Consider the following 12,579-nt stretch of genomic DNA (forward strand, 5'->3'; position numbering starts at 1 on the left):
TAACCTAAACACAACTGGAGGTTAACATTATGAAGAATCTTCATGTTTTAGATTTAGCATTAGCTGCCATGTTCGTCGCTCTTATGGCTATTGGTGCAAATATTGTATCGTGGGCACCATTCTTACAAATAGCGGGCATTCCATTATCTATGCAACCATTTTTCGCAATTTTAGCAGGTCTTCTTCTTGGGAGTAGACTTGGGGCATTATCAATGACTGTTTACATGCTTGTTGGAGTAGCAGGCGCGCCAATCTTCGCTAACTTCAAAGCTGGATTTGGAGCACTTTTAGATCCTACTGGTGGTTTTATTATCGCATTTATTATCGTTGCTTACGTATCAGGAAAACTAGTAGAACAAAAAGAACGACCAACATTCAGCACCTTTGCAATTGCTTCTTTCGTCGGAATCATTTTAACGTATATTATCGGTACTACTTATATGTACGGGGCAGTCAATATTTTCATGGGTGGTAATATGAGTTATAAAGCTGCCTGGATGATTATGATGTGGTTCGCAGTAAAGGATATTGCGTTTACAATTATCGGCGCTATTATCGCACCTCGCATATACTATGCTGTACGTCGTTCCGCTTATCAGCATTCTCATTCGACAATTTCATAATAAACAAGGAGCTGTTCCTATAGGAACAGCTCCTTGTTTATTATATTAAGACTCTTGCTTCATTTGCTCGTCTAAAACTTTCTTCATCATTACTAGCATATCATCACGTAATTCTGGGTGCTGCAATGCCATTTCAATTGTCGTTTGAACGAATCCTAATTTTTCACCAACGTCATAACGCTTTCCTTCAAAATCATATGCAAATACACGTTGAATTTCATTTAAGCTTTGAATTGCATCAGTTAACTGAATTTCGCCACCCGCTCCAACTTGTTGCTGTTCCAAGAACATAAAGATTTCAGGAGTTAAAATGTAACGTCCCATAATCGCTAAGTTTGAAGGCGCAGTACCTTGCGCTGGTTTTTCAACGAATTTACGAACTTGATAACGACGTCCCTCTTGCTCTAACGGATCAATAATTCCGTAGCGATGTGTTTCTGCTTCAGGAACAGTTTGTACACCAATAACAGAAGAAAGTGTTTTGTCATACTCGTCCATTAATTGACGTAAACATGGTTTTTCAGCTTGAACGATATCATCGCCTAATAATACTGCAAACGGCTCATCACCAATGAATTTACGTGCGCACCAAACAGCATGTCCTAATCCTTTTGGTTCTTTTTGTCGAATGTAATGGATATCTACCATTTTAGAAGAAGCTTGTACTTTTTCAAGTAACTCATACTTTTTCTTCTCTAATAAGTTTTGCTCTAATTCAAATGCGTTATCAAAATGATCTTCGATAGAGCGCTTTCCTTTACCAGTAACGATAATAATATCTTCGATGCCTGATTTTACTGCTTCTTCTACGATGTATTGAATTGTTGGTTTATCTACAATTGGAAGCATTTCTTTTGGCATTGCTTTCGTTGCTGGTAAAAAGCGTGTTCCTAATCCCGCTGCCGGGATAATTGCTTTTCTCACTTTTTTCATGACAAATACCCTCGCTTTTCATTCTAATTCTCTTAGTAAAGTGTTAATTTCTAACACTCGCTCGTAATAATCCTCTACATCAAACAAAACTACAAGAAAAGAGGAGGCCGTTCTCCGTTCTCCTCTTTTCCTATCAGTAGCACTCTATTCTATTATAAACGATTCATAATATCTTCTTTAATAGTAAGTAACTTTTGTTCACTATTTTGTAAGGAATCATCTTGTACACCAAAGTAGAATTTAATTTTCGGCTCTGTTCCAGATGGACGTAAGCAGAACCAAGAACCATCTTCTAATTGATATTTTAACACATTTGATTTCGGTAAGTGAATCTCTTCCTTATTTCCATCTTGTAACGTTGTAATGATGCTTTCTTTATAATCCTCAACTGCAGCGACTGTTAAACCAGCTACTTCTTTCGGAGGATTCCCGCGGAATGTTGCCATCATCTTTTGAATCTGTTCGGCACCATCTTTTCCTTTTAACGTTAACGATACAAGGTCTTCACGGAAGAAACCGTACTTCTTAAATACTTCTAACAGACCATCGTATAACGTTTTACCTTGTGATTTGTAGTATGCAGCTACTTCACATGCAAATAGGACGGATTGAACCGCATCTTTATCACGGCAGAATGGACGGATTAAATAACCGTAGCTTTCCTCATAACCGAATTGGAATTCATATTGTCCGCTTTCTTCATACTGTTTAATTTTTTCACCGATAAATTTAAATCCAGTTAACGTATCAACTGTATCTAAACCGTATGCTTTTGCGATTGTACGGCCAATTTCAGACGTTACGATTGTTTTTAAAACAACACCGTTTTCTGGAAGCGTTCCGTTTTCCTTCTTTTGTGATAATAAGTAATCAAGCATTAACGCACCTGTTTGGTTACCAGTTAACACTTGGAACTCACCATCGTGATTGCGAACCGCTATACCTAGACGGTCTGCATCAGGATCTGTTGCGATTAGCACATCTGCGCCTACTTTTTCACCGTCGCGAATTGCATACTCAAACGCTGCGTGCTCTTCTGGGTTTGGTGATTTTACTGTAGAGAAGTTTGGATCTGGTAACTCTTGCTCTTTTACAACAGTTACATCTGTAAATCCAACTTCTTCTAAACCACGGCGTACCGAAATATTTGATGTTCCATGCAATGGTGTAAAGACGATTTTTAAATCTTTTCCTACTTCTTTCACCATCTCTTTATTAATAATGACATTGTTCAATTCTGCTGCATAAGCATCATCTACTTCTTGTCCAATTATATGTAATAAACCGTCAGCTTTTAATTGCTCAACATCAGCAACTTCAACTGTTAATTCATTCTCTACTGCATTTACGTAGCTAATTAACTCATCAGCTTCCTTTGGAGGCAACTGGCCACCATCTTCACCATATACTTTATAACCGTTATATTCGGGCGGATTATGGCTTGCCGTAAGAACGATTCCACTTGCTGTATGTAAATGACGAACTGCGAAAGAAAGCACTGGTGTTGGACGTAAGCTTTCAAATACATATGTTGTAATACCGTGTGCACCAAGAGTAGCAGCTACTTCCATTGCGAATTCAGGTGATTTATGACGAGAATCATACGCGACAACAACACCGCTTTTTTTCGCTTCTTCACCTAATTTTTCAATAAACATAGCTAATCCTTTTGTTGCTTTACGAACTGTATATACATTTAAACGGTTCGTACCAGCACCAAGTTCACCACGCATACCACCTGTGCCGAACTCTAAATTTTTATAAAAGCTATCCTCGATTTTCTTCTCATCTTGCTTCATGTTTTCTAGCTGTTCTTTTAATTCTGCGTCTAATTCTGCATATGAAAGCCAGCGACTAAATTCTTGTTTCCAATTCATACTTCCATCTCCTCTCGCCTGTCGTACCTTCATTATATGAAAAAAACAACCTGAATCTCAATATTTTTTAAAATCTAGCAGGATTTTACTATAAATATTTGTATACACTATGGTTAAATACTCCACCAAAGGGAATGAGGATTATGCAAGAATGGGGCTTGTCAGAAGAGCTCAAAATAAAAACAAAGCAGATGATTGAAATTGCTGAAAAAGAATTATCAAACATGAAGCATGCAATCGATAAAGAAGATGAATGTATTTTATGTAAAATGGAAGATATTCATCATATGTTAACAAATGTACAGACGTTAGCAGCTACATATTATATTCAAGCATATTTATCACCTTATACGGAAAGTTCACATTTCATCACTACAGCTGTCCAACATTTAAGCGCTCGAAAACACGGTGCTCTTATTATTGTGGAACGAAGTGACGCTCTTGATTCTTTCATTCAAACTGGAACGACATTAAACGCACACTTAACCGCGCCACTACTTGAATCGATTTTTTATCCAGGGAACCCTCTTCATGACGGAGCCGTTCTCATTAAAAATAATCATATTGTCTCAGCAGCTAATATTCTCCCATTAACAAAAAGCATGGAAATCAATCCTGAGCTAGGAACACGTCATAGGGCTGCAATTGGCTTATCCGAGAAAATTGATGCACTTATATTAGTTGTCTCTGAGGAAACAGGGCGTACTTCATTCGCTTTAGGCGGGACGTTATATACGATTTCTTTATAGGACGAATCTTTCACTATGTAGCACTTTTGGAAACGGTAAAATAGTAAATAAAATTATATCAACCGTAACTCCAAATATATCGACTTACCGACAAAAACTGACAATAGTCATACCATATCAATAAGAAAAGGCTATCCCAAAAATTTGAGACAGCCTTTTCTTCAAAAATTATTCTTCTCCGAAACGCTCAACAAGTGTTGCAAGTGTACGCACCATTGCACCTGTTGCTCCAGATGGTCCTAAATCATGTGCTCCTGATGTTTCAGATGTTCCAGCGATGTCTAAGTGTACCCATGGTGTTTCTTCTGCAAATTCACCAAGGAATGTCCCAGCCATAACCGCATGTCCTTCACGGCCTGGTGAGTTATTTAAATCAGCAAATTTACTGTTTTTGACACGTTCTTTATCACGTTCAAAAATCGGCAATTGCCAAATTGGCTCATCTGTTTCCATAGAAGCCTCTAACACTTGTTCAAACAACTCTTCATTATTTGTCATCGCGCCTGTTGTATGATTTCCAAGTGCAACAATTACACCGCCTGTTAATGTTGCAACATCAACTAAGTAATTTGCGCCAAGTTTCTTCGCATACGTAATACCGTCAGCTAACGCTAGGCGACCTTCTGCATCTGTATTTAATACTTCAATTGTTTTTCCGCTCATAGATGTAATAACATCATCTGGCTTAAATGCTGTACCACTTACAACGTTGTCAGTTGATGGAATAACAGCAATTACATTTTGCTCTGGGCGAAGTTCACCGATGATCTCCATCGCACCAAGAACAGCTGCAGCTCCGCCCATATCACCTTTCATACCAACCATGCCTTCACGTGGTTTTAAAGAATAACCACCTGTATCATATGTAATCCCTTTTCCAACAAATCCAATTACATCTTTCCACTCTTCTTTTCCTTTATAAATAAGAGCGATCATTTTTGGCGGTTCAGTAGATCCTTGGTTTACTGCAAGTAATGCACCCATACCAAGCTCTTCCATCTCTTCTTTCTCAAGAACCTTATAATCCATATCGTATTTTTCTGCTAATTCAACTGCATACTCAGCAAGCTTTGTCGCTGTTAATACGTTTGGCGGCATATTTACAAGCGTACGAGCTGAATTCGTTGCACGTCCATGTACGTATCCTACCGTTAATGCTGCTTCAATTTCTTGTGTATCTTCTGCTGTAATAGCCGTAAACTTCTCTAATTCTACACGATCCTTTTTATCTGCTTTATACGTTTGTAATTCATATGTACCAAGACCTTGTACTTCTGCCGCAATATGAGCTACATCAATCGCATCTAATTTATCTGTTACGAAAGAATCAAGTAAGATTGCTGCATCTTGTACTTTTGCTACTTGTAACGCTTTAAACGCCTTACCAAGAGCAGCACGTAACGTTTCCGTTGTATATGACTCTTTCTTACCTAAACCAACAAAATAATAACGTTTAACATTTGTTTTTCCTAAGCTATGTACTTTTGAAATGGCTTTCTTCTTAGTTGAAAGTTCTTTTTCTTCTAATAAAACTTGTAATTGTCCTTCAAACGCTTTATCCAGTTCTTGTACAAAGCTACTCTTTTTATCTTCTTCAAATAAGGCAACAATTACCGCTTCATGACTTACTAATTCTTTTTGTACTTGAAACATGTTCAGACCCCCTAAATTTCTCTACGTCCATTATAACTTTATTTTCGATAAAATGCGACAATTCTAAATTCTGTTATTTCATATAAAGTGAAACTTTAATCAGTGGGGGTTTTACCGGCCGCAAATAGCAGGATAAAGATGCTATCTCCAATATCTTCTATGGTGAAATAAGACAAGAAAAAAGTCTAGCGTTATTGCCACTAGACTATCTTTGTTTTAAATATTGTCCACGAAACACTTGCATCGTTTCGTCTTGATTTAACATCGTTAACTCTTCTTCCGAAAACTTGCCATTTCCTATTTTCACTATATACACATTTACTTTTTTCTTACCCCATTGGCTATAAACATCTTTCACCGTATCATAATATAAATCGAGACGATTTCCTTTTATAGCACCGCCCTTATCAGCTACAACACCATATCCGTAACCTGGCACGAATAGAATTGTCCCAAGCGGGAATACGCGTAAATCGGCAGCGATTGTGGAATATAAATCCCTTTTTGCTTTAACACCTGAATATGTAATGCCATACTCTGGATGCCCCGGCCTCTTTCCAGTCGACTCTATACCTGATGTATAACCAGTTGCAGTCATTTCTATAACACGATATTTAGACCAGTCATTTGCCTGCTCTAAAGCATTTATCACTTCTTTACTCGGAGCAACTTTTTTCTCAATTTCTGCTGCATGTACTTCTTTTACACTTGTTCCTTCATATAATTTTATAATCTCTAATAAAGAAACTCCTGTGAAAGCCTGCCATGTTACGCATAATGCGAATGCAAGTAAACAAGTCATCATAATGCGAATACAATATCGTTTTAACATTTTTATATTCCACACTCCTTCATCGTTAATCATTCCCTATACGATGAAGGAATATGCAAAAAAATAATCTCCAAATTGATTGGAGATTAAAACATTTGATATCCACTTTTTCGAAGTTTTTTAATTATGATTCCTGCTAAAGCAGCACCTACTAATCCAGTAGATAGAATAAACACATCTGCGTGTCCTAAATGCGATACACTTGTCCCAAATGAAGAAAATGTTTCTTTTGGCTTTGAAAAATAGTCCCATACACTCGCTTTATTAATAATAAGCATACAAATAATCGGATATACAATAACCATTACCCACGTAGCTCGCAAAATCATGTTGAGTAAAAATCCAATTCCAAAAAATAAAATAAAGAACAACATCATTGAAATAAGTAGTACCGGTATACTCACTTCTTCTCCCTCTCCTTCGCATACGCCGTAAACACATGATAAGCCGTATAACCAAATTGCTCTCCTGGATTTAATGTTTTGTCCATTTCAAAATGCGACTCTGCTCTTCCTTCTAATAAATATTTGATGAGTACAGAAGTATTTTGATCATCTGCAATATTTTCTGGATGTAAAAAAGCTACTTCCGACAATTCTTTCTCCTGTACGATAACGTCTTCTCCCTCTGGCTCTAGAAGAAAAATAATCATATTATCACTAATTTCATTATGAATAACACCTGAGCGAATACCAATAATCCCCTTTACATGAGCAACAATGCCTGTCTCTTCCAAAATTTCACGTTTCACAGCTTCATCAACAGTCTCGCCTTCATTAACAAAACCAGCAGGTAAAGACCATTGCCCTTTCAATCCACCGTATTTTTTCTTAACGAATAGCCATCTCCCATCTTCTGTAGCTACTAAGCCACTGACAGCTAACCACACTTTCCCTCGCTTCCCCATGATATAACCTCCTCCATCAAAACGAACAGAATATTCTTTCTTTTTTATATATTATACTATATTTTCAATACGAAAAAAGCAGAAACAGCTCATAGCCGTTTCTGCTTTTTCTACTATATATTAAAAGAACTTCAATTTACCTTTTTTAAGAACTAATAAAGGTCCGCCTAGTAAGAATAAGTAACGGTTGTCGATTACTTTCTTCATGAATGAAGCTTTCCAACCTGTTAACTTTTTACCCATAACAACGCCCATTGCATCGTCATGACCTAATGAACATACAGATCCTTTATTATCAAATGCGAACTTTTTCATTTCACCTTTGCCGCGAACTAACACAGTTAAATTGTGTGCAATATTATAACCTTCTTGAATTGCAATCTGTGCTGTTGGTGGGTATGGACGGTTAATCTCTTCGTTGATGATTAACGCTGCATCACCAACCATGAATACATCTTCATGACCTGGAGCGTGCATGTACTCATCCACTTTAATACGTCCGCGCATTGCTTCAAATCCAGACTCTTCCACAATACCATTACCACGAACACCTGCAGCCCAAACTACAGTTTCAGATTTAAGAAGTTCAGCATCATCACCGTTGGCAACGATAATACCTTCTTCAGTTGCTTCCTTAATTGCTGTACCGATGCGGAATTCTACACCTTTTTTCTCAAGTTGTTTTACAGCGTACTCTACTAATGCTGGATCGAAACCAGGAAGTGCTGTTGGAGCAGCTTCTACACAGATGATACGTGCTTTTTCACGTGGAACATCGTACTCTTTGCAAAGTTCAGGAATACGGTTTGCAAGCTCACCTACGTACTCGATACCAGTAAATCCAGCGCCACCAACAACGATTGTTACTAACTCATCACGTTTTTCAGTCGCATATTGAGCGAATTTTTCTTCCATATGCTCACGAATTTGACGAGTTGCATTAATGTTAGTGATTGAGAATGCATGCTCTTTTAATCCTTTAATTCCGAACGTTTCTGATTCGAAACCAAGACCGATTACTAAGTAATCATACTCTAATTCACCATCTTTTAAGATAATACGTTTTTCAGCAGCTTTAATCTCTACTACTGTATCTTGTACAAAGTTCACTTTATTTGTATCGATAACGTCTTGAATATCTAGACAGATTTTATCATCTTGTAATGTACCAGCTGCACTCTCATGTAACCAAGTTGCTTGGTAGTGATAGCTGTTGTTGTTTACTAACGTAATTTCAGCTTCACTTACAGATAATGTTTTTTGCAGACGAACAGTCGTAATCATCCCGCCATAACCTGCACCTAAAACTACGATTTTTGGAGTCTTCACTAAATCACAACCCTTTTCTTTATATAATAGTAATAAAAAATAATACCAAGTACTAAAAACTCTATTTGTCAAGAATGTGGAATTTATCACATTCTATATCATAACAAAACGCAGTCAAAAAATCGTACGAAATTTGTCATAGAAATTTAACATAATACTTCCCTATATTAGTCGGTTTCATTCCATAATTCAAGCACCTAGAGAATTATCGATATTTTAAAATAACATAGCGTTTTCAAGGGTTTTTTAGCCTTTTTTTCATGTATTTTCCTTCCGTTGTATTTTATACGATTCTAAAACATCTATACGCAAACTTACTTATTATTCAGTCGTTTTCAGAAGTATTATTAACTCAAATATGCTATCATTTATTTGAAAGTGTCATCATTTGCAGGATTTTCGTGTACATATGAACAATATATGAAATCAATATTAAAATTCCATCTATAGGGGGAATGAAAGTGACAGAAAATCAAAAAGTTTACGACATAACGATTATTGGTGGTGGCCCAACAGGACTATTCACTGCATTTTATGGCGGAATGAGACAAGCAAGTGTAAAAATCATTGAAAGCTTACCTCAACTTGGAGGGCAATTATCCGCACTATATCCCGAAAAATATATTTATGATGTAGCTGGATTCCCAAAAGTGCGTGCACAAGAGTTAGTTGATAACTTAAAAGAGCAAATGAAAAAGTTCGATCCAACTATTTGCTTAGAAGAAGCTGTTGATACGCTTGAAAAACAAGCTGACGGTATATTTAAACTTGTTACAAATAAACAAACTCACTACTCTAAATCTGTCATCATTACTGCTGGCAATGGTGCTTTCCAACCACGCCGCTTAGAATTAGAAGGCACAGCAAAATACGAAAAGAAAAACTTACATTATTTCGTTGATGATATGAATAAATTTGCTGGAAAACGCGTCGTTGTATTCGGCGGCGGTGACTCAGCAGTAGATTGGACAATGATGTTAGAAACGATCGCGGACAAAGTTACAATTGTTCATCGCCGTGATAAATTCCGTGCACATGAACATAGCGTAGAAAGCTTAATGAATTCCCGTGCAGAAGTAAGCACACCTTACGTTCCAGTTGAACTCATCGGTGATGACACGATTGAACAAGTTGTCCTTCAGCACGTAAAAACAGAAGAAAAAGTTATCATCGATGTTGATGACGTAATCGTAAACTATGGCTTCGTTTCTTCGCTTGGTCCAATTAAAAATTGGGGCTTAGATATTCAAAAGAACAGCATCCTCGTGAACTCAAAAATGGAAACAAATATTCCTGGCATTTACGCTGCTGGTGACATTTGTACATATGAAGGAAAAGTAAAACTCATTGCTTGCGGCTTTGGTGAAGCACCGACAGCAGTAAACAATGCAAAAGCTTACTTCGATCCAAACGCAAAACTTCAACCAATGCATAGCTCAAGTATGTTTTAATATAGAAACGAAAAGAACTCCTTTTACATGAAAGGAGTTCTTTTCATACTCTCTCTTTTTCCTAACTAAAATACATCGCAATTTGATAAAAAACACTACTTCTTTCCAAAATATGTTACAATAAAACAGAACGTACGTTTCGTTTAATAAAGGGAGGTTTTATTAATGAAAGAACCTATTATCGTAAAAAAAGAAGCTTTCCAAGCAATCGGTGTTTCTATTACAACTACAAACGAAAAAGAAGCATCAAATGAAGGAAAGATTCCGGTGCTTTGGAATCGCTACTTCCAAGAAAAAATCATGCATCAAATTCCAAATCAACAAACAAAAGAAACATTCGCTTTCTACTCAAACTACGAATCGGATGAAACTGGTACATATCAATTTACTATCGGCATGCCTGTTTCTTCATTAGAAGAAGTTCCTGAAAATATGACAACCTTAACAATACCTGCTGCTACGTATGCGGTATTTACAACGAGAAAAGGTCCTGTTTCTGAAGTCGTTTGTGAAGCTTGGGAATATATTTGGCAATGGTCGAAAGAAAACACACGTGCTTTTACAGCAGACTTTGAGCTTTATGACGAAAGTGCAGTTGATCCAAATAACGTACAATTGGATATTTATATTGCTTTAGCCTGAATGACAAAAAAGAAGATACCCTTTGGTATCTTCTTTTTTGTCGTTAAATAGCCACTGTGCAAATTCATTATTATTGTCTACAATGAGAAAGTGCAGTATAGAACTATTAGAAACTGTATAAAGTGAAACTATGCTCAGTGGGGGTTTTGTTCATCCCCCACTGAGTATTAGCCTTCACCAATCGGGTGGTTACGGGCAGCCCGACTCCCGCCTAACTTCTTTGCTCTAGCCAAATTTTGAGGTGGGAGTTTTACTGCCCGTTAACGCGGGATAAAACGATTGTTAATAGGTTTTTCAGTCTAAAATCGGTACATAGAAAGGAAGCAATATGGAGGAACTACAACAAAATAAATCTGCTTTAGAAGGAAGCGGAAAACCGTTATTAAAAAATACGAATTTCCTTTTTCTTTGGGCAGCTACTCTCTTTTCAAGCTTTGCTTTAGCCTTTTTTACTTTTTCACAAACATGGTACATAGCAAAAACATTAAACCTTGAGGCTTCACTCGGTATTGTTTTCGTGGCTCTTAGTGTTCCAAGACTCATCTTTATGATTATCGGCGGTGCATTAGCTGATAAATTCCCGAAAAAAAATATTATGTTTTACTCTAATATTATTCGCGCTATTCTTGTCGCAACCATTCTCACCTGGTTCATCGTCGGTGATGTAACACTATATACATTTGCTTTGTTTGCTTTGTTCTTCGGACTTGCTGACGCTTTCTTCTGGTCAGCAGATGGATCTATTCTGCCTGAACTTGTAGAAAAAAGCCGTTTAACACAAGCAAATTCACTTACTCAAATGACAAACCAAGCATCTGTCATTTTAGGACCTGTACTTGGCGGTATTCTCATTAAATTTACGAACTATGAAACAATCTTTTCAATTACAATCCTGCTACTCATTATCGCAGCGATACTCGTTCAAAAAATACAATTTACAGTACCCGAAAAAAATGAAACAGATAAAGGCATGTTTACTTCTATTAAAGAGGGAATTTCATATGTAAAAGAATCACCATTTCTTTCAACTTTCCTTATATGTAGCGCCTTTTTAAATTTATTTTTAATCGGCCCAATGCAAGTAGGCTTCCCGCTCTTCGTCAAAAACGTTCTGCACGGTGATTCACTTCAGTTTAGTTACTTAGAAGCGTCTGTTGGCGGCGGGATGGCGATAGGAGCTGTCATTGTCGGATTAAAAAACATTAACCGCAGACGTGGTCTATTTTGTATTATCATGATGCTACTGTCTGGTGTATTCTTCCTAGCCATCAACTTTAGCACCGTACTTTGGCAAGCGTTATTAGCTGGAATGTTTTACGGTATTACAATTGCGATGGCTATCGTTCCACTTATGGCAATGATTCAATCAACAGTAAAAGAAGAGATGATGGGACGCGTTATGAGCTTACTCATGCTTTCATCGATGGGATTCATTCCGCTCTCTTACGCATTTACATCGCTTGCACTTGGGATAGGCATTCCAATTGTAACGGTTATGAAAAGTGGTGCAATCGCTGTTATCGTCTTTGTACTATTTGTAGCAATTCGTGTTCCAGTTGTAAGAAAGTTCGATTAGCTCTTAG

Annotated in this window: 12 protein-coding genes; 5 read left to right on the forward strand and 7 right to left on the reverse strand. The window is 37.1% G+C overall.

Features of this window, described 5'->3' with window-relative positions:
• The first annotated feature begins 29 nt into the window (after nt 1–29).
• The gene (locus MKY90_RS25170) at nt 30–623 is read left to right on the forward strand and encodes a biotin transporter BioY (protein ID WP_098168727.1); all 594 of its coding nucleotides are present in this window, start codon (nt 30–32) and stop codon (nt 621–623) included.
• A gap of 45 nt (nt 624–668) precedes the next feature.
• On the opposite strand, the gene galU is transcribed toward MKY90_RS25170, so the two are convergent.
• Nucleotides 669–1,556 (reverse strand): UTP--glucose-1-phosphate uridylyltransferase GalU, encoded by an 888-nt coding sequence (gene galU, locus MKY90_RS25175; protein ID WP_002015869.1) that lies wholly within the window; start codon nt 1,554–1,556, stop codon nt 669–671.
• Nucleotides 1,557–1,708: 152 nt separating this feature from the next.
• On the reverse strand, nt 1,709–3,433 hold the full coding sequence (locus MKY90_RS25180; RefSeq protein WP_098168726.1) for a phospho-sugar mutase: 1,725 nt from the start codon (nt 3,431–3,433) through the stop codon (nt 1,709–1,711).
• Between the two features lie 143 nt (nt 3,434–3,576).
• Between MKY90_RS25180 and cdaS the strand changes: the two genes are divergently transcribed.
• Nucleotides 3,577–4,182 carry a sporulation-specific diadenylate cyclase CdaS gene (gene cdaS / locus MKY90_RS25185; protein WP_002067925.1) on the forward strand — a complete coding sequence of 202 codons (606 nt, stop codon included), beginning with the start codon at nt 3,577–3,579 and terminating at the stop codon, nt 4,180–4,182.
• A 168-nt stretch (nt 4,183–4,350) separates the two neighbouring features.
• Here the strand turns inward: cdaS and pepA are convergent, their stop codons facing one another.
• The 5 genes from pepA to MKY90_RS25210 all read right to left on the reverse strand — a co-directional run bounded on the left by pepA (nt 4,351) and on the right by MKY90_RS25210 (nt 8,903).
• Nucleotides 4,351–5,835: a cytosol aminopeptidase gene (gene pepA, locus MKY90_RS25190; protein ID WP_098168725.1), complete on the reverse strand. Its 1,485-nt coding sequence runs from the start codon at nt 5,833–5,835 to the stop codon at nt 4,351–4,353.
• 205 nt (nt 5,836–6,040) lie between these two features.
• Entirely contained in the window at nt 6,041–6,667 is a 627-nt protein-coding gene (locus tag MKY90_RS25195) for a 3D domain-containing protein (protein WP_002129706.1), read from the reverse strand.
• Between the two features lie 86 nt (nt 6,668–6,753).
• Nucleotides 6,754–7,071 (reverse strand): YuiB family protein, encoded by a 318-nt coding sequence (locus MKY90_RS25200; protein ID WP_002089308.1) that lies wholly within the window; start codon nt 7,069–7,071, stop codon nt 6,754–6,756.
• Nucleotides 7,068–7,574, reverse strand: a complete 507-nt coding sequence (locus tag MKY90_RS25205) for an NUDIX hydrolase (protein ID WP_002015875.1) — start codon at nt 7,572–7,574, stop codon at nt 7,068–7,070. The genes MKY90_RS25200 and MKY90_RS25205 overlap by 4 nt, the downstream gene beginning before the upstream one ends.
• Nucleotides 7,575–7,694: 120 nt before the next feature.
• A complete protein-coding gene (locus MKY90_RS25210) occupies nt 7,695–8,903 on the reverse strand; it encodes an NAD(P)/FAD-dependent oxidoreductase (RefSeq protein WP_002067919.1) in 1,209 nt (402 codons plus the stop codon).
• A gap of 461 nt (nt 8,904–9,364) precedes the next feature.
• Between MKY90_RS25210 and MKY90_RS25215 the strand changes: the two genes are divergently transcribed.
• The 3 genes from MKY90_RS25215 to MKY90_RS25225 all read left to right on the forward strand — a co-directional run bounded on the left by MKY90_RS25215 (nt 9,365) and on the right by MKY90_RS25225 (nt 12,572).
• Nucleotides 9,365–10,354, forward strand: a complete 990-nt coding sequence (locus tag MKY90_RS25215; RefSeq protein WP_033734311.1) for an NAD(P)/FAD-dependent oxidoreductase — start codon at nt 9,365–9,367, stop codon at nt 10,352–10,354.
• A 165-nt stretch (nt 10,355–10,519) separates the two neighbouring features.
• Nucleotides 10,520–10,996, forward strand: a complete 477-nt coding sequence (locus MKY90_RS25220; protein WP_002167457.1) for a GyrI-like domain-containing protein — start codon at nt 10,520–10,522, stop codon at nt 10,994–10,996.
• 328 nt (nt 10,997–11,324) lie between these two features.
• Nucleotides 11,325–12,572, forward strand: a complete 1,248-nt coding sequence (locus MKY90_RS25225; RefSeq protein ID WP_002015879.1) for an MFS transporter — start codon at nt 11,325–11,327, stop codon at nt 12,570–12,572.
• Nucleotides 12,573–12,579 lie beyond the last annotated feature (7 nt).

The sequence above is a fragment of the Bacillus sp. FSL P2-0099 genome (genome assembly GCF_038007445.1).
Classification (GTDB): Bacteria; Bacillota; Bacilli; order Bacillales; family Bacillaceae_G; genus Bacillus_A; species Bacillus_A mycoides.